We start from the raw sequence: 18,482 nt of genomic DNA on the forward strand, positions 1-18,482 counted from the left end.
AGTCTAAAAACTAACTTCTAACTTCTAAACTCTAACTTCTAATTAAAAATAATGAAGAGTTTATTAAACATCATAAAAGGAATCACTTTTTCAGTTTTCATACTCGGAGCCATCTCATCCTGTATGGCAAGAAAAGAATATGAAAGACCGAAAAATGTTGTAGACGAAAAGCTTTTCCGTACAGACATGCTTCCTTCGGACAGTACCAATATTGCAGATATTTCATGGAAAGAAATATTCACTGATCCGATATTGCAGGGGCATATTTCTAAGGCACTGGAGAACAATCTTGACATCAGAATTGCATTAGAAAGTATTAATTCTGCAGAAGCGTATCTTAAACAAAGTAAAGCAGCCTATCAGCCGACCCTTTCTATAGGACCCAACTATACATTTCAGACTCAGTCTATCAATACTCAGTTTGGACAGATCATCGGATCGAGACGTTATGTGAACCAGTTTGACATTACGGCAAGTATCGGATGGGAAGCTGACATCTGGGGCAAATTAAAGGCACAGGAGAAAGCACAGCTGGCTGCTTATTTAGGAACTGTTGCAGCCCATAAAGCGGTTAAAAGCAGTTTGGTGTCTTCCATTGCTTCTGCATATTATCAATTGTTAACATTTGATGCCCAGAAGAAAATCATTACAGAAACCATTGCGGTAAGAGAGAAAAACCTTGAAGCTACCAAGGCTTTGAAAACTTCCGGAACAGTTACTGAAGTGGCGGTACAGCAAAGTGAGGCGCTTGTTTTCAATGCCAAATCATTACTGATTGATATTGATACACAGATCCAGCTGCTTGAAAATACCATGAGTCTTTTGATGGGAGAGCCTTCTCATGCTATCGAAAGATCTACATTGGAAGGGCAAAAACTTCCTATTGATTTGAAATTAGGTTATCCTACTCAACTTCTGGCTAACCGTCCGGATGTTATGAGAGCAGAGTACAACTTAATGAATGCTTTTGAGCTAACCAATGCTGCCAAAGCTCAGTTTTATCCAACTTTAAAACTGACAGGAAGCGGAGGCGTGCAGTCGGTAGATATTGACCATTTATTCAGTGTAAATTCATTGTTTGCCAATGTAGTTGCCGGACTGGCTCAGCCTATTTTAAATAAGAGACAGATTCAGACCAACTATGACGTAAGTCTGGCCAATAAAGAAACTGCCTATTTAAACTTCAGAAAAACAGTTTTAACTGCCGGAAAGGAAGTTTCGGATGCCATCAGAGTTTTCTCTGTTCAGGATTCATTCATCGAATTGAAGCAAAAAGAACTGGATGCCTACAAAAAATCGGTTGATTATTCCCAGGAACTAGTGAACTATGGGATGGCTAACTATCTTGAGGTATTGAATGCAAGTGTGAATTCATTGAATGCAGAGCTTAACATTTCCAATGCAAGATACAGTAAAATGAAAGCAGCCGTAGAGCTTTATCAGGCTTTAGGCGGAGGCTGGAAATAACCGTATTCTGCAATGTAATATCATAAAAACGTATGTCAGCAATGGCGTACGTTTTTTATTTTAAACTTAAAGAGTTTGCAAAAAACCTATAAAGCAGCCAAGCTTTCCATGGCTTTTTTCTCTTTTTCAGATATTGTTTTTAAAATATCCGAAGCCTGATGAATATATTGAATTTCCTTTGTTTGGCTTACTTTTTCAAACAGCTGAGATACATTTGTCCAGAGTTCGACAATTTCTGTGAAGGCTTCATAGCCTGATTTTAAAGGATCAAGCTGAAGGAGTTCATAGCTTTCTTTCAAAAAATCACGGTATAAATTTCTGAACAAAGCACCACCGGTTCCTGCTTTTTCCATCAGTATTGCAGCTTGTTTAAATTCTCCTTCAATATCTTTACTAGTATTGAACCATTTGACAATTTCAGTACTTGTTTTTAAAATCCCTTTATAAGAAATATTGGTAATGGGTGGATTCAGATATTCAGCCGTATTATTTTTGATCGCAATGATAATAGCTTTTTCCAGATAGAATTTTCTGTCTGTTTTTCTTATGGTATAATACAGATTTCTGGAAGCCATAGGACCTTTTTCTGAACGGGCCATAGCCAGACTTTTTAAAGATGTTTGTACTTTTCCACCTTGTTGTCTGGTATCAATCAGGAAAGCCTCTTCATCATCATAGCCATAAATAGCAGCATAATGTCCGGCAAAGTGGAAAGGATTTGAGAAATATTCAAGATGATAGCAATCCATTTTCAATCCTACTGCCTGCCCACTATTGAGAAGCTCTTTTACTTGTTCCCAGGCTTTTTGCTGTGAAGAAGTTTCCTTTACGGTTAATTCAAGATTCAGATTTCTGGCTAAATTTTGAGTAAGCAGATCAGGTTTTATCCGTCCTCCAATGAAAGGGAAGTCCATTGTTTTCATGTTCCAATAAATAAAGCCGAGACCTTCACCCAACCCGAAAAGCATAGGCTCGGAAAGTTCAATTCCGATGTGTTGTAATAATGTTCCTGTGGCAGTAGTTTCACAGTGCTGTCCGTCAAAGGGTTTCAGGTTTTCTATTTTCATTTTGGAGTTGGTTATTAATTTTTTGAGCAAAGAAAATTACATAAATATCATCATATAGAAATTCCGTTTTTAGAAAATTTAGTGTTAAAATTTTTTAAAAAGTAGAATTGATTTGCGAATATGTATTCAACTACGTAGTTTTGTACTTTAAAATACAAACACTATGAAATTAGAGATACAATCCATAGGGAATTCCTACTCAGAACAGGCCATTGATCTGATTTTGACGATCCAGCAGAAAGAGTTTAATATTCCGATTACCATACAGGATCAGCCTGATCTTTTGCAAATTCAAAGTTTTTACACAGATGCAGGGGGTAATTTTTGGGGAGCTTTTGCAGATGGTGAGCTTGTGGGCTCTATAGCATTGGTAAAATTTGACGACAGGGCAGGAGCCATCAGAAAAATGTTTGTGAAAAAGGAATTCAGAGGAAAAGAACTGAATATTGCACAGGAATTACTGGAAGTTTTAATTTCTTTCTGTCGCGAAAACAGAATTGATGATCTATATTTGGGAACCATAACGGTACTGAAAGCAGCCCAGCGTTTCTATGAAAGGAATCATTTTGGAAAAATTGAAAAAAGCGATCTTCCTGTGAAATTTCCTTTGATGAGTGCCGATGATGTTTTTTACCATTTAAATCTTGACTGAATATGAATGTAATCAACGAAGCAGGAATTCTTGCCATATCCACCAGACTGCACCGCCTCAGTGAACAATTGAGGAAAGACGGAGCATTGATTTATAAAGCATTTGGAATTGATTTTGAGCTGAAATGGTTTCCGGTTATTTTTACCATTTATAAAAAAGAAATAGCAAGTGTTGTTGAAATTGCCAATGAAATAGGGTATACTCATCCATCTACGATAACTCTGCTCAAAGAACTTGAAAAACTGGAGTTGATCCAATGGGAAAAAGATAAGCAGGATGAACGTAAAAGGCTCTTTAAACTGACTTCAAAAGGGAATGAACTCATTGAAAAAATGAAACCCGTTTGGGAACTGATGGCTCAGATTTTAGGAGATATTGCAGATAATAAAAACAATCTGCTGACTGCTATTGATGAAGCAGAAGAGAAAATTGCCAATCAGTCTTTTTATCAGAGAGCATTGCAGGTGAAGAACTCGAAGTAAATTTAGTTGTCGTTTCAGATCTGGCTGTTCGGATGTTATTATGACACTAAAATTTTACTACTGACAAACTATTGTCACTAAAGTATTCTAATTTTACATCATCAATAAAAGAAAAAGCTATGAGGAAAATTGCAGAGAAACAAACTTTCTATGTCAATGCAAAGGAAGAATGGCGGCAATGGCTGGAAGAGAATCATCATAGAGAGCAATCTGTATGGCTGATTTGTAATACCAGAAAATCAAATTTACCTATGGTGTATTGGACAGATCTGGTAGATGAAGCTCTTTGTTTTGGCTGGATTGACAGTACAAGGAAGACGATTGATGAAGGTTCGTTTATGCAGTTATTCAGCAGACGGAAACCGAAAAGTACCTGGTCAAAAATTAATAAGGATAAAGTTCAGAAGCTGATAGAAAATAATCTGATGATGGAAGCCGGATTTGAAACCATCAGAATTGCCAAAGAGAATGGCTCGTGGAATATTTTGGATTCCGTAGAAGATCTTATCATTCCTGAAGATCTGAACGAAGCATTTAAGCTGCATGAAGGTTCCGAAACCTATTTTCTAAGTTTAAGCAAATCCATGAAAAAAATGCTGCTGCAATGGATTGTGTTGGCCAAAAGACCCGAAACCAGAAAAAATCGTATTGACGAAATTGCCAGACAGGCTGCTCAGCATAAGAAACCTAAAAATTTTTAAGCTGTAAAAGATATGATATCATATTATTTTTGTTGATACTTATGTTTAAAAATAAGAAAAGGCTGTCCCAAAATGAGACAGCCTTTTCCATTGATTCATTATTGAAATATAATATCTTAGAATCTCAAAGTCGCTGCAACAGACCAGGTTCTTCCAAAACCAAGGAATCCTGTATTGCCGTCTGCAACACCCTGATATACTCTGCCAGCTTCCTGATATGTTTTTCCGGCATCCGGACCATTGGCAATTTTATCGCCTGCGAAAATATTGGAGCTCAATTCAGAAATGTAATATTTGTTGAATAAGTTGTACACGTTCGCTCTCAATGTTAGAGATTTTTTCGCATCCAAGGTAAATTTGTAAGAAGCACCAACATCAAATAAATGGTAGCTTGGCAATTTTACAATTCCTTTTTCTCTTGCCGCTTCAGTAAGGAAGTTGATCGGGTTGAACTGAGCATAAAGCTTGTCGTAATATTCCCAATTGGCATCAATACTGAATGCTTTGGTGATATTGTAATCAGCTCCAATGCTAGCAGTTGTTTGAGCAGCATCTCCAACTTTCAGGTCTTTGATATTGATCACTCCTGTAGCTCCAGCTATTTCCTGGTTGGTTTGAACATCCAGAATGTTGAAATTAGCATTTCCTTTATATTTCCAGTTACCCAATGATACCATTCCTCTTAATCTAAGGTTAGTAAAAGGTCTTGCCTTTGCTTCCAATTCGATTCCCTGGTGTACCTGTCCTACATTCAGTGCATTATAGAAATAAGCATTTCCAAGGCTTAACTGAGAGAATTTCGCAACATCCGCTGCTGTAGCATTGAATGTTCTTGAAATAAATCGGTCATCCCACTGCGTTCTGTAAGCATTGATGTTCACATCGATATAACGTGATTTGAAACCATATCCTAATTCCACAGAGAAGATTCTTTCATTCTTTGCATCATTATAGATATTCTGATTGGACGGGAACAAAGCATTGAACAATGGCTGTCTTGAAATAACTCCTGTATTGAAAAATACATTATGGTGATCATCAATATTATAGTTGGCACCTCCTTTTACGATATAACCTGTTTTGTGATACCATTTTGTTTCCTGATTTCCCGGAGTATATAACATATAATCTCTTCGCTTATAATATTGTTCGGAAACAGATCCCTGAACGGATGCACTAAGCTTTTCAGAGCTGTATTCAACCATTCCATAAATACCAGCCCATTTCACCAGCCCTTCGTTGTGAATAGAAACTTTCTGAGCATCTTTAAGTTTGGTAAGAGGTTCAGGTTTTACCGTCTGGTTGATATAATATCCTTTTGGAGCATTGGCTGTGGAAGGAACAAATAGCGCATCAGATCCTAACATATCCGTTACAATGTCATACAAAGCTCCTTTGTACGTTTTAAGATCGATACCTCCGTTGAAAGTCCAGTTGTTTTTCTTGTAATTAAGGTCTGCAATTACTCCGTACCAGTCATGAGCATTAATACTTTGTTTTCTTACGATACCGCTGGTTCCGTTCAGAGTTGCTACATATTGACCGTTGTAATCACCGGGAGATCCTGCAGGAGCAGTGAAGGTTGATTTCTGGAAGCTGTTTCCATTATAATCGGTTACCATACCGCCTCTGTTGTAGCGATAAATCATATCCCAGTTGATCGTACCATCTCCGCCAGCACCATAATTCATGAAATTCATGGTTTGTCCGGCTGCGTTTTTGATAGAACCGTTAAGTCCGGTACCACCGCCGCCACGTCCCCATGAACCATAAAGAACGGTAGATAATTTCAGATTGTCATTCATGGTCCAGTCCCAGTTCAATGAAGCGATAGGTTTGTGATAGAAATTAGGAGCTAAATTGAATTGAGAACCATTCAGCATTCCTGTTTGTGGATTGTATCTTCTTCCGTACGTTTCAAATTGCTGTAAAGTGGCGACATTGGCTCCGGTTGCAGAAGACCTTCTCGTATCGTGTACCTGTGGTGCTCCGGTAGCGATTAAATTGAACGCATGCTTTTCATTAGGCTTAAATCCTGTAGAGAAAAACCATGAGTAACCTTCTCCTTTTGTTCCATTGATGTATCCGTCACCTTGCCAGCGTGAAAGCAATACGGTTGTTCCCCACTTGTTTTTTAATCCAGAAGAGTACATTGCTGATATTCTGGAGTAGTTGTCATTTCCAACTTCCCCTTTAATCATTGCCTTTTGCTCAGAATCGGTAGCTTTGGTTACAATATTGATGGTTCCTCCCACAGAAGGAACAACAAATTTAGATGCTCCCAAACCTCTTTGAATCTGAATATTACTGGCAATATCAGCCAAACCGGTCCAGTTGGACCAGTAAACGGTACCTCCCTGCATGTCATTCACCGGCTGTCCGTTGATGATTACAGCAATGTTAGCTCCATCAAAACCTCTCATGTTGATTCTGCTGTCTCCGAATCCTCCACCTACTTTGGTCACGTACACGGATGGAGTAGACTTCATAATTTCAGGGAATTCTCGGTTTCCCAGTTTCTCCTGAATTTCTGCAGCCTTAATATTGGAAACTGCAACAGGTGTTTTTCTCTCTTTGGCTGTTTGGGAAAGGTTTCTACCTACCAACATAACCTCATCAATAGATTTAGATTTCTCTAAAGAATCCTTCGTACTCTGCCCATAATAGATGGCAGCCGTAGGTAATACAAGCGCTATAATTAGTCGCTTTTTAAAAGTAATGCTCATGAAATAAACTAGCGTGTTTGATTTTTAAGGCTGCAAAGATGGATAATTATTTTTTAATTAAGTATTAAATCTTAACGAAGTGATTTTATTCAGTTTTTAGAATGTGCTTTATTTCTCACTTTTTGGTATATGTTAATTATTCCACATCTTTCGTTTACAATTTGTTATAATAGAGAATGATGAAAAAAATGGTTTGTTTTTAACGGATAAAAATAATTATGTGGTTCTCCACATTTTTAAACAAAATTAAAAATTGTTGGAAAATATACTATAATAATAGTAAGTAGTAAAAAGCATAGGTGACTTTAATCATAATTTTTATACTGTTGTTTTGATAACTTGTATTACCATTTTATTCAAAATCGTATTATTTATGAAAAAAAATTTTTTTGAAAGGTTTTCAGACCGTGTTGTCTGTATAACCGGAAGTCCAGGTGCTTTTATTACAGCAAGTTTACTGGTTATTGTCTGGGCTGTATGCGGACCTTTTTTCAATTATTCTGAAACCTGGCAGCTTGTTATCAATACGGGTACCACAATTGTAACTTTTCTAATGGTATTTCTGATTCAAAAAACTCAGAATAAAGACTCTAAGGCTATTCAGATAAAACTCAACGAATTGATAGCCTCCTATGAAAAAGCCAGTAACAGACTGGTAGATATTGAAGATCTGACGGAAGAAGAACTGGACAAGCTTCACAAATATTATGAGAAACTTGGACAACTATCCAAAGAAAAAGAACATTCATAGGATCCCGTGCAAGAATAGTCTTAATACTATTATAAATATATATAGCATGATTTTAAAATCTTCTCAAATTGCCCACGCTGATTCATTGTCAGTGAAATCCCTGGTGCATTTCGTCATAGAACTCGAGAAACTGTTTAAACGTATCGGAGAGTATCTTCTTTCCGGACAGGAAACCGTTTCAACGGCTGAAAGTGTTACAGCCGGATTTTTACAGTTTTCGTTTTCCCAGATGAAGGATGCCTCCCAATTTTTTAAAGGCGGCATGACAGCGTATACTTTAGAAGAAAAGGTAAATCTTCTTGATGTAGATGCTCTGGAAGCCAGACAATATAACTCTGTATCTCCTCATATTGCTGAGACAATGGCGTTGCAGGTAGGTAAACTCTACAAAACCGACTGGTCTATTGGAGTAACAGGATATGCCACTCCGGTGGAAGAATCAGAAGGGAAACTCTTCGCTTACTTTGCCATTGCCTATAAAGGAAAAGTGATTCTTTCAGAGAAATTAGATCTGCACTCCAGAACCAAACCTGTTAATGCCCAGCTCTATTACAGTGAATTCATTCTGGGATGCTTTAAGCTGGAACTGGATAAGAACCGGAAAAACAAAGAATAAACCTATTTCAATAATAAACTATACTCACACCTATGAAAGATTTACAACTGAAAAATAAATCTGTCCTTATTACAGGAGCAGACAGCGGAATTGGTAAAGCGATCGCTCTTTTATTTGCTCAGGAAGGAGCAGATATTGCCTTCATCCACTATCATGATGCCAAAGATGCCATGAATACAGTGGATGAAATAAAAAAAACAGGAAGAAAAGTCCTTTCGTTTGAAGGAGATATTAATGACAGCAAATTTTGCGAATCTGTTGTTACTGAAGTCGTTTCGAAACAGGGAGGAATAGATATCCTGGTTAATAATGCCGGAACCCAGATTCCCTGTGAAAGTATAGAAAATCTTAAAGAGGAGGATGTCCGTAAGACTTTCGATTCCAACATTATTGGAATGATTCTGCTTACAAAGATTGTATTTCCTCATTTAAAACAAGGGGATTCTATTATCAATACTACTTCAGCTACTGCCTATCTGGGGCATGAAGAATTACTGGATTATTCAGCCACCAAAGGAGCCATCGTTTCGTTCACCCGTTCACTGGCATTACAGGCTAAACCTAAAGGAATAAGGGTGAACGCTGTTGCACCCGGACCGGTGGCCACGCCGCTTACGGAAAAAACATTCGGGGAAGAAGATGAAGATCAGGACAAACCGCCGCTAGAACGTAATGCTTCTACTGAAGAAGTGGCAGCTAGTTTTCTATTTCTTGCCACAGATGCTTCATCACAGATAACGGGACAGGTTCTTCATCCTAATGGAGGTTTAATTGTTAACGGTTAATCTTAACAGATATGAATGGAGTTATTATTCAATTTTTCCATTGGTATCATCCCGGAAACCTATGGAATGAGTTTGCTGAAAAAGCAGAATATTTAAGAGATTTGGGGTTTACTGCCGTTTGGTTTCCTCCTGCCAATAAATGCAGTCTCAATATCGAAGGGCGTGGCTATGATGTATATGATCTTTATGATTTGGGAGAATTTGATCAGAAAGGAAGTATACCAACAAGATATGGGACGAAAGCTGAATATTTACTTGCCATAGAGAAAGCGCATGAAGCGGGAATGTCTGTGTATGCGGATATTGTTTTAAACCATAGGATGGGTGGAGATGAAGAAGAAAAGATTATGGTACATCAGCTGAATGAAGAAAACCGTAATGAAAGAATCTCTGAAAACATGGAGGTTTCAGCCTATACGAAATTTACTTTTCCGGGAAGAAAAGGAGTGTATTCGGACTTTATATGGGACTGCCACTGTTTCAGCGGTATTGACTATGTGATCAAAGAAGGAGAGGAGATGAAGGGGGTTTTTAAAATCCATAATGCATATGGTGAGGAGTGGACAGATGCCGTAAGTCATCAGTTCGGTAATTATGATTATCTGATGGGAGCTGACATAGAGTACCGTAATCCTTATGTTGTGAAGGAAATGAAAAACTGGATCAGATGGTATCTGGAAACAACGAAAGCAGACGGAATCAGATTGGATGCCTTAAAACATATCTCCTCCGACTTTTTGAAAGACTGGATCTCCTATATTAAAACAGAAGTAAATCCTGAATGTTTTGTTTTAGGCGAATTCTGGAAAGACGAGGCAGAAAAAATTGAGTATTTTTCCGATAAAATGTCTGATCTTATCTCTTGTTTTGATGCTCCGCTGCATTATAATTTCTTTAAAGCATCACAGGATGGTAAAGATTATGATATGAGCCGGATTTTAAAAGGAAGTTTCCTGGAGAAGAAACCGGTATTCTCAGTTTCTTTTGTTGAAAATCACGATACACAGCAGCTTCAGGCTCTTGAATCTGCGGTGAAAGACTGGTTCAAACCCTTGGCTTATGCTATTATTCTTCTTACCGATGAAGCTTATCCCTGCATCTTTTATCCCGATCTTTTTGGCGCAGACTATATTGATATAAAAGATGAACAGGAAGTGCATATCATCATGCCGAAGGTTGAAGAACTTCCTGGTCTGCTTGAAGCGAGAAAGCTTTTTGCATATGGTGAGCAGATCGATTATTTTGATCATCCCAACTGCGTGGCTTTTGTACGGGAAGGAGATGAAAAGCATCCGGGATGCATTGTAATTTTGTCTAACAGTGAAGAGGGTTATAAAGAAATAGAACTGGGAAAAGAACATGCGGATTCGGTTTATACCGATTTTTTAAAGAATCGTCATGAAGAAGTTTATACGGATAAAGAGGGGAAAGCGGTGTTTACTGTAAATCCGGGTTCAGTAAGTGTATGGGTAAAAAAATAAACACCATAATGATTGACAAATTTTCAGACCTTTTATTCTTTGTAAACAGCTGTCCTGATTCTTTACCTTATATACTCTGATAATTTTAGATACCACATCTTTGTATTTCAGGTAAAAATGGTCTTATAGTTGCAGATTTACCACCAATCAAACACTAAATTATTATATTATGGAAACTAAAACGGCAACCAAAAAATCACCAGCCAAAAAAACGACAACAGCAAAAGCAACAACCAAAACTCCTGCAAAAAAAAATGCAGCCAAAAGTTTGGAAGATCTTTTTGAAGATGCGCTGAAAGATATCTACTGGGCTGAAAAAGCACTGTTGAAAGCGCTGCCGACGATGATGAAAAATGCAACCAGCGAAAAGCTTAAAACAGCCATCGACAAGCATATCACCGAAACGGAAGGCCACGTTGAAAGATTGGAAGAATGCTTTAAAGCATTAGGGAAAAAAGCCCAGGCAAAGAAATGCGATGCTATGCAGGGGTTGCTGGATGAGGGGAAGAGCATACTGGAAGAAACAGAACCGGGAGCAGTAAGAGATGCGGGAATTATTGCAGCAGCACAGAAAGTTGAACATTACGAAATCGCCACCTATGGAACACTTGCTGCATTTGCTAAAGTATTAAAAGAAGAGGATTGTCTTAAAAACCTTTTAAGCACACTGGAAGAAGAAAAAAAATGTGATGAGCTGTTAACCAAAGTTGCTGATACCAACCTTAACAGCAAAGCAATGTAAATACAATCTTTAAAAAAGGAGACCTGATTTTTTCAGGTCTTTTTTTATTGAAAACCAGAAAGGTTTAAAATGCAGCATTTTTATTATGATTGATTTTGTATCAGTTTTAGTATATTTGTAGATATTATTTGTATCAATTTTGTTTTTAATAATGAACTGTAATTGAATACCAAAACTATTATATTATAAAAGAAAACTGTATTCTGCCATTTATAAAGTTTAAAAATGACACAACTTAGCCTGTTCGACTCAGCAGATCTGTACGAATTTCCAAAAGACCTTCTGGAATACAGAGAACATTTCCTGAGCCAGGACGAAGCAGACCAGCTTAAAAACCATTTACTTGAAACAGCTCCCTGGAAACAACGCACCCAGAAAATGTACGATAAGATGGTCCTCACACCTCGCTTAACCGCCTGGTATGGGGATCCGAAAACGGATTATCCATCAGGAAATGGTGAAGTGGAGAATAACCTCTGGACCCCTGAACTGTTTTCCTTAAAAGAAAGGATAGAAGAAACATCCGGTTATCAGTTCAATTCTGTATTGCTTAACCTTTACAGAGATCACAATGATTCAGTTGCCTGGCATCGGGATAAGGAAAGCAGATACGGAAAACGTCCCGTGATTGCATCGGTAAGCCTTGGGCATACCAGGAATTTTGATTTCAGGAAAAAAGACCATCATCAGAGTAAATACAGTTTACCACTTCCTCATGGTTCATTATTGATTATGAAAGGAGATCTTCAACAAAACTGGGAACACCGTATTGCTAAGTCTCTAACCTCTATGAAAGAACGCATTAATCTTACATTCCGGTTAGTTAATAATTCGTAAAATATTTATTCATAATGTTTTATGATTGGTTTAAAAGCGTTGTGATCAGTTTTTTGGCAGATAAATTGTTGCATTTATAAACAAAGTCATTGTTTGACTTCATTTATATCACCACTTAAAATTTATTATTATGAAAAATCTTGTAGTAACAATTTTTGCATTGGCTGCTTTAACGGCCTGCAAAAAAAACGAGCCGACAACCACGAGTCAATCTGAGGAAAGTACCACAATGTCTGCACCTGCAGAATCCGGAATGACGGTAAGCGACTCCACAAAAATGACAGACACCAGAGAACAGAAAAGTACTCTCAGTGATCAGGACAAAAAGTTTGCAGATGCTGCAGCTATAGGAGGACTGATGGAGGTCATGATGGGAAAACTCGCCGCAACAAACGCTGAAAATTCAGTAGTAAAATCTTTGGGAGCAATGATGGTAACCGATCATTCCAAAGCGAATGACGAGCTCAAAAATTGGGCTTCAGGAACAGGGTACACCTTACCAACAACTTTGGATGCCGAAAAGCAGAAGATGTATGATGATCTGAAAGCTAAGAAAGGAAAGGACTTTGACAAAAAATATACAGATCTTATGGTCAGTGATCACAAAGAGGATGTAGAAGCATTCAAAAAAGAGTCTTCAGAAGGAACAGAGTCTTCATTAAAATCTTTCGCAGCGAAGACCCTTCCGACCCTTGAACATCATTTAAAGGAATCGGAAAAAGCTAAAAATGCAGTCAAATAATATTCAGCTTATATGACCTGCATCATAAATATGAACAGAAAGTATTTAATAATTTTGATTTGATTAAATATTATTTTGTTCTTGATTATAGTAAGCTCCTCTTTTCAGAGGAGTTTTTTAGATTATTCTTTCTTTTTGTATTCTTCAATTTTCTTAAACTGTCTGTAAGAATCTTTAAGAAGACGAAGCTGTTCAGATACAATCTCAGTACTTTTTGGGCTGAGATCACCTGTGTCCAGGGCATTTTGATAGGCTTCGATAGCTGCTTTTTCGCCAAACACTACATTTTCTAAGGTAGACTCTATCAGATTTCCCACAGTAAAAGAATTTTTAATGTCAATCCATGTTCTGTGAACAGCTCCTGCCAGGGATGTTGAGTCCTCCGGAATACCTTGCTTTTCTGTGATGAGGTTAACCAGTTCATTTTTCATAATTTTAGTCTGCGAAATCATATGTTCGTACTCATCTTTTACATCCGGATACATTTCCCAGACTTTTCCATCAACTTTTTCAAAACCTTCCTTTCTGTCGTTGGTAATGTGAAGTAAGTCATTAAGTACTGATATTTCCTGATTGTCCATAATATAATTTTTTAGGTATCCATAAAATTATAATTTACTTCAGCGACTCTTTATAATCGTGATCATATCCTGTAAATAAAAAGCCAAAGTCCTTTCTTTTTCCACCAAAAAAACGCACCTTTGCCGAACAATGGGGTGCTACAGAACAGTGGCTGAGATGATACCCAGGAATATACTTCCACACCTGATCCGGATAATACCGGCGTAGGGATTGCTTACTGATCATCTCATCATTTGATTTCTAATAATTAGTATGATGCAGGACATTTTAAAACAAATTACCTTACCGGAATGGTTCGGAGTCTTATTTTCAGTCATTCAGGTTTTACTGGCCCGTAAAAACAACGTCAACAACTATCTTTTCGGAATCGCGGGGATTCTGCTTACGCTGTATGTGATGCTTACTTCCAAGCTCTACGCTGAATTTACCTTAAACCTTTATTATCTGATCATGAGCATCTACGGATGGTTATACTGGAAATTCGGGAAACAAAAATCCGAAATGGAAATCTCTGTTACCACCACCACAGAAAAATGGATTACCGGAGGGATTGTTTTGGGTACTTTTATCTTATTCTGGTCTTTTCTTACTCACTTTACCGATTCGGATGTTCCTGTTTGGGATTCTCTGGTAAGTGCTTTTGCGTGGGCAGGAATGTGGCTGATGGCGAGGCGCAAAATTGAAAACTGGGTGATACTGAATGTCAGCAATATCATTTCGATCCCTTTGATGATTCACAAAGAATTATATCTCTATGCTGCTTTAACCTCATTTTTATTTCTAGTAGCTATTTCCGGATATATAGAGTGGCAAAAATTGATTAAATCCAAAGCTAATGCTGAGCACTAAAGATATCAGACAAGAACTTCATGGAGCTTCCAGAATCTCTGATGAGGTAATGCAATATATTCATGAAGAAGGATTACTTAAAATATGGGTTCCCCAAAAATACGGAGGGCTGGGCTATCGTTTTGAGGAAGGACTTAAAGCATTATTTGGATGGGCTCAAACCGATGGCAGTTTTGGCTGGATGCTGACGCTGTGTGCCGGAGCCAATTATTTTTCCAGAAATGTAAAACCTGAAATTGCTGAATTATTGTTCACCCATTCTGAAACCTGCTTTGGTGGCAGCGGAATGGTGGGAGGAACTGCAGAAAAAATAGACAACAGCTACTATCTGATCAACGGTTCATGGAATTTTGCAACAGGAGCACCTCATCTTACCCATTTTACATTGAATGCCAAGATGACGGAAAACGGGAAACCAATACTGGATGGCAATGGCAATGAAATAGTTCGGTCATTCATTATTCCTAAAGAACAGGCTCAAGTGATTCCCAACTGGAAATCTATGGGAATGAAAGCCAGCGGCACCTATTCATTCACTGTTGAAAATGCTATTGTGAGTGAAGAATACGGTTTTGTTTACGATATCTTTTTCACCAATGATATCCTGGACAGCATTCCGTTCCGGGTCTTTGCAGACTTGACGCTGTTGGTCAATTATTTGGGAATGGCTTCTCATTTTATTGAAGAGGCCGTATTGATTCGTCCTGAGATCCATTTCAAAAGTTTCGCAGAGTCTGTTGAAAAGCATTTGGAAAAAGTATTGCAAATTGCCGGAGAAGTAGAAAATATACTCGGTGATCACAAAGATATTTCCGAAGGATATCAAAACGAAATTCACCAATATGGAGTAGAGCTGGTTCAAAAACTATCCCATCAGATCCTTACGGTCTACACCCAGTTAGGAATCCGGGCAACGGATACTAATTCTGCAGTATATCAGGTGTTTTGTGATTACTTTACAGCTGCTATGCATTTTAATTTCAGACCTTCTGCCAATGATCTGGATTTTTCTTTCTGAGTATAAAATTGCTTGTTAATACACTTTTTATCGCATAGGAATATTCTTTTATGACTGGCGTCATAAAGTAATTTTTTGTTATTTCACTATATTTGGAATAATAAAACTAACCATGAAATAAGCCAACATAAAAACTTGTTAAACTAAAAAATAGAAGATTATCAAAGATTATGAAAGACTTATTTTCATTAAGCGGCAAGAGGAAGGATCATGTTATTATGCACCTAAAAAATGAGATGTATCCCATGATTGAAAATGATAACTGGATTACGGTTACAGTTAAAAAGTGGTGTCATACAATGATTGTATCCTATTTGATTTGCAATGGTTTAGTTGCTTTAACGATTGTAAGAACAAAATTTCTTCCATTTTATGAAAAATATACCGTTTTGTAATTTTTTCTTTTTTGAGAATATAGTTATAAGATCTTAAATTCTTCATTATTTAAAACAATACTGAAATGAAATTGAAAATATTATCCATCGTTTGGGGCGTTGTGGATTTAAACAGAGCAATTGCATTTTGGTGTGAAGCTTTGCATTATAAAATAAAGAATGAGCCTGATGCTGATTTCGCCATTCTGATCCCAAAGGAGGGAGATGGAATACAGCTGTCATTAAAAGTAACCAGTTCGGAAGAGCCCAAGAGACATCATATGGATCTGATAACGGATAATCAGCAGCAGGAAGTAGAGCGGCTTCTTAGTATCGGGGCTGGAAAAATGCCAGGCTGGAATTACGAAGACGATGCTGATTATGTGGTTCTTCTGGATCCGGAAGGAAATTCATTTTGCGTTGTACAGCAAAACAAATGATACCTGAAAAGCATCTATTCTGTAACCCATTCTTCACGAAGAACTGCATAAATAATATCATCCACCCATCTATTTTTCCAGAACAGACTTTTCCTGAAATGTCCTTCCTTTCTTAAACCGATTCTTTCCATCAGTTGAATAGACGCTGTATTGTCAGGATCCACTGAAGCTGTAATTCTGTGTTTGCTCAAATCATTAAAAAGATAAGTAATAACACCCTTTAAAGCCTCGGAAGCATATCCTTTACCATGAAAAAAGGTACTCAATGTAATTCCCAATTCCACCTGTGCATTTTCATCTCCTGTAAAATGAACTCCAATATCTCCAATTACTGCTTTTGAATCTTTATCTGTAATCAACAGTTGGTACCAGCTTTCAGGCTGATTGAATTCTTTTGTATTTCTTTGGATAAAACTTTCTACTTCTTCCAGTGTTTCAGGAATCCAGCCTTGAAATTGATTCGCTTCTGCATCGGAACGGTAATCAAAAATGTCCTGTTTGTCATCAATCGTAATATCCCTTAAAAGTAATCGTTCTGTATAAAGTTGCATGATTCTAATATAATTTCAGACAAAAATAGGATTAATTGGGAAGCTACTCAATGGAAAGTGATGGATTTTATAGTCATTGAACCTGTTTTCTCTAATTTTAATTCAATAAAAATGATAAAATAGTTGCAGATATCATTTAAATACTTACTTTTGTACCGCCTTACAATAAAGACGGGGGATTGGCGCAGTTGGCTAGCGCGTTTGACTGGCAGTCAAAAGGTCACGGGTTCGAATCCCGTATTCTCCACAACGGCAAACCACGCCCAATAAAAGGTTTGCCGTTTTTTTTCACTCTTGTAATTGTATTAATCGTGTACTAGATCGTGTACCAAATAATTAATACAATATATGTTCAAAAATCAAATGCCGAACGGATGCAGTTATGCTGATCTGTTCATTTACCCCAATCCAGAAAAAATTTCGAATAAGAAAGTTCTTTCAGAAAAAGACATCTTAGAAAAGAAAATCACCATTAAGGATGCCATGGCTAAAGAGTGGTATGTAGGATGCAAGTTCTATGATCCTCAATCAAAGAAATACTTGAAAGGCTATTTCTGGCGAAAGAAACATCTGGCCGTTTACAAAATCTACGAGGAAAGAAAAGCAGCTGCTGTGATCCTGCTGGATGAAATGCAAAGAGCGCTTGACAGATGCTATAATCCAATCCCAGGTGTTTGTGAATTTCAAGAAGTGGTCGATACAGAGTTCCATCCGGACCTTTATTTGTTTGAAGCATTAGAAATGGCTTTTAATGATCACTTGCCTGATATCACACCAGGTTATGCTAGTTCTATAAAGTCAAATCTTACTACAATTAAAGCGGTAATTACTAAATTACAACTAGAACATCTCAAAATTAAAAACACGGAACTCAAGCACATTAAGAAAATCCTAGATAATTCAAAACTTTCAAATAACTCTTATAATACATATAAAAAACATTTATCCAAATTATTTGGAATATTGTGTGCTAACTCCTGTTTGGTCCAGAATCCTTGTCAATACATTCCCACCAAAATACATTTGAAGAAAGCACCCAAGGTGTTGTCATATCCAATGTTTCAGAGTATATGTAACATGCTTGAAGAAAAACGTCCGGACTTTGCAACATATTGTCAGATTTTCCATATGACTGGGTGTCGATCTACGGAACTGCTGGCAGTGAAGAAGAAAGATGTTAATCTTCGTAAAAGAGAATTCACTATCACCATAAAAAAAAGAAGAGGCTATGTAAGAGAGGAAAGAGCGATCATTCCGGATGCATATGTATTTTGGAAATATCAGCTGAGTATGTGTAAATCAGAAGAGGATTATTTGTTTGGAGAAGGATTTTCGCCGCAAAGACGAGAAAAGCCGCTGAGGAAAGAGACGCCAAATGAATACTGGCAAGATCATGTTAATAGTGTTTACAACACTGGAACGACCTTTTATAAATTAAAACACCTCTTCTTGGATTTAATAGAATCGTTATATGGCGCAGAAGCAGCACAAGGAATGGCCGGCCACTTAAATGGAAAGACAACAGAAATTTATACAACGTTAAAAAAGAAAAGAGAATTGGAGCTACTTAAAAAGCTTACGCTAAAAAAAATAAAAGGGCTTCAATAGGCCCTTTTATT

19 protein-coding genes, 1 tRNA gene and 1 riboswitch are annotated in these 18,482 nt (G+C 37.3%); of the genes, 16 read left to right on the forward strand and 4 right to left on the reverse strand.

The genetic code is table 11. The annotated features are described in order from the left end of the window. Positions 1-51: 51 nt before the first annotated feature. Positions 52-1,467, forward strand: coding sequence for an efflux transporter outer membrane subunit (locus RAH34_RS20800; protein WP_114822128.1), 1,416 nt, complete (start codon positions 52-54; stop codon positions 1,465-1,467). A gap of 86 nt (positions 1,468-1,553) precedes the next feature. Here the strand turns inward: RAH34_RS20800 and RAH34_RS20805 are convergent, their stop codons facing one another. After that, a complete protein-coding gene (locus tag RAH34_RS20805) occupies positions 1,554-2,534 on the reverse strand; it encodes a BtrH N-terminal domain-containing protein (protein WP_306597382.1) in 981 nt (326 codons plus the stop codon). A gap of 163 nt (positions 2,535-2,697) precedes the next feature. Between RAH34_RS20805 and RAH34_RS20810 the strand changes: the two genes are divergently transcribed. From RAH34_RS20810 to RAH34_RS20820, 3 genes are all read left to right on the forward strand, one after another. Continuing rightward, the gene (locus tag RAH34_RS20810; protein WP_306597383.1) at positions 2,698-3,186 is read left to right on the forward strand and encodes a GNAT family N-acetyltransferase; all 489 of its coding nucleotides are present in this window, start codon (positions 2,698-2,700) and stop codon (positions 3,184-3,186) included. Between the two features lie 2 nt (positions 3,187-3,188). After that, complete coding sequence (locus RAH34_RS20815) at positions 3,189-3,668, forward strand: MarR family winged helix-turn-helix transcriptional regulator (protein WP_114822125.1); 480 nt, start codon at positions 3,189-3,191, stop codon at positions 3,666-3,668. Positions 3,669-3,787: 119 nt separating this feature from the next. Then, positions 3,788-4,369 (forward strand): YdeI family protein, encoded by a 582-nt coding sequence (locus RAH34_RS20820; protein ID WP_306597384.1) that lies wholly within the window; start codon positions 3,788-3,790, stop codon positions 4,367-4,369. A gap of 116 nt (positions 4,370-4,485) precedes the next feature. Here RAH34_RS20820 and RAH34_RS20825 read toward each other — a convergent pair whose 3' ends face one another. Beyond that, on the reverse strand, positions 4,486-7,095 hold the full coding sequence (locus tag RAH34_RS20825; protein ID WP_306597385.1) for a TonB-dependent receptor: 2,610 nt from the start codon (positions 7,093-7,095) through the stop codon (positions 4,486-4,488). Between the two features lie 373 nt (positions 7,096-7,468). Here RAH34_RS20825 and RAH34_RS20830 point away from each other — a divergent pair, with 373 nt between their 5' ends. The 7 genes from RAH34_RS20830 to RAH34_RS20860 all read left to right on the forward strand — a co-directional run bounded on the left by RAH34_RS20830 (position 7,469) and on the right by RAH34_RS20860 (position 13,049). Further along, positions 7,469-7,846 carry a low affinity iron permease family protein gene (locus RAH34_RS20830; protein WP_306597386.1) on the forward strand — a complete coding sequence of 126 codons (378 nt, stop codon included), beginning with the start codon at positions 7,469-7,471 and terminating at the stop codon, positions 7,844-7,846. A 46-nt stretch (positions 7,847-7,892) separates the two neighbouring features. Further along, positions 7,893-8,462, forward strand: coding sequence for a CinA family protein (locus tag RAH34_RS20835; RefSeq protein WP_306597387.1), 570 nt, complete (start codon positions 7,893-7,895; stop codon positions 8,460-8,462). 32 nt (positions 8,463-8,494) lie between these two features. Then, a complete protein-coding gene (locus RAH34_RS20840) occupies positions 8,495-9,247 on the forward strand; it encodes an SDR family oxidoreductase (protein WP_306597388.1) in 753 nt (250 codons plus the stop codon). Positions 9,248-9,258: 11 nt separating this feature from the next. Beyond that, the gene (locus RAH34_RS20845) at positions 9,259-10,728 is read left to right on the forward strand and encodes an alpha-amylase (RefSeq protein ID WP_306597389.1); all 1,470 of its coding nucleotides are present in this window, start codon (positions 9,259-9,261) and stop codon (positions 10,726-10,728) included. A 169-nt stretch (positions 10,729-10,897) separates the two neighbouring features. Further along, complete coding sequence (locus RAH34_RS20850; protein WP_306597390.1) at positions 10,898-11,470, forward strand: ferritin-like domain-containing protein; 573 nt, start codon at positions 10,898-10,900, stop codon at positions 11,468-11,470. Positions 11,471-11,695: 225 nt separating this feature from the next. Further along, positions 11,696-12,307 carry an alpha-ketoglutarate-dependent dioxygenase AlkB gene (locus tag RAH34_RS20855; protein ID WP_306597391.1) on the forward strand — a complete coding sequence of 204 codons (612 nt, stop codon included), beginning with the start codon at positions 11,696-11,698 and terminating at the stop codon, positions 12,305-12,307. Between the two features lie 130 nt (positions 12,308-12,437). After that, positions 12,438-13,049: a DUF4142 domain-containing protein gene (locus RAH34_RS20860; protein ID WP_306597392.1), complete on the forward strand. Its 612-nt coding sequence runs from the start codon at positions 12,438-12,440 to the stop codon at positions 13,047-13,049. 122 nt (positions 13,050-13,171) lie between these two features. Here RAH34_RS20860 and RAH34_RS20865 read toward each other — a convergent pair whose 3' ends face one another. After that, positions 13,172-13,630 carry a PA2169 family four-helix-bundle protein gene (locus RAH34_RS20865; protein ID WP_306597393.1) on the reverse strand — a complete coding sequence of 153 codons (459 nt, stop codon included), beginning with the start codon at positions 13,628-13,630 and terminating at the stop codon, positions 13,172-13,174. Positions 13,631-13,751: 121 nt separating this feature from the next. After that, positions 13,752-13,858: riboswitch (TPP riboswitch) on the forward strand. A 25-nt stretch (positions 13,859-13,883) separates the two neighbouring features. Here RAH34_RS20865 and pnuC point away from each other — a divergent pair. The 3 genes from pnuC (at position 13,884) to RAH34_RS20880 (ending at position 16,312) form a co-directional block, all read left to right on the forward strand. Beyond that, the gene (gene pnuC, locus RAH34_RS20870; RefSeq protein WP_114820027.1) at positions 13,884-14,480 is read left to right on the forward strand and encodes a nicotinamide riboside transporter PnuC; all 597 of its coding nucleotides are present in this window, start codon (positions 13,884-13,886) and stop codon (positions 14,478-14,480) included. Beyond that, entirely contained in the window at positions 14,467-15,498 is a 1,032-nt protein-coding gene (locus RAH34_RS20875; protein ID WP_306597394.1) for a hypothetical protein, read from the forward strand. Before pnuC ends, RAH34_RS20875 begins: the two co-directional genes overlap by 14 nt. Positions 15,499-15,958: 460 nt before the next feature. Then, complete coding sequence (locus tag RAH34_RS20880) at positions 15,959-16,312, forward strand: VOC family protein (RefSeq protein WP_114820029.1); 354 nt, start codon at positions 15,959-15,961, stop codon at positions 16,310-16,312. 14 nt (positions 16,313-16,326) lie between these two features. Here the strand turns inward: RAH34_RS20880 and RAH34_RS20885 are convergent, their stop codons facing one another. Beyond that, on the reverse strand, positions 16,327-16,863 hold the full coding sequence (locus tag RAH34_RS20885) for a GNAT family N-acetyltransferase (protein ID WP_306597395.1): 537 nt from the start codon (positions 16,861-16,863) through the stop codon (positions 16,327-16,329). A gap of 173 nt (positions 16,864-17,036) precedes the next feature. Between RAH34_RS20885 and RAH34_RS20890 the strand changes: the two genes are divergently transcribed. Both RAH34_RS20890 and RAH34_RS20895 read left to right on the forward strand, forming a co-directional pair. Continuing rightward, a tRNA-Ala gene (locus RAH34_RS20890) sits at positions 17,037-17,110 on the forward strand. Positions 17,111-17,211: 101 nt separating this feature from the next. Next, the gene (locus RAH34_RS20895) at positions 17,212-18,471 is read left to right on the forward strand and encodes a site-specific integrase (RefSeq protein ID WP_306597396.1); all 1,260 of its coding nucleotides are present in this window, start codon (positions 17,212-17,214) and stop codon (positions 18,469-18,471) included. The last annotated feature ends 11 nt before the right edge of the window (positions 18,472-18,482 follow it).

The organism is Chryseobacterium sp. WLY505 (genome assembly GCF_030846215.1).
Taxonomy (GTDB): domain Bacteria; phylum Bacteroidota; class Bacteroidia; order Flavobacteriales; family Weeksellaceae; genus Chryseobacterium.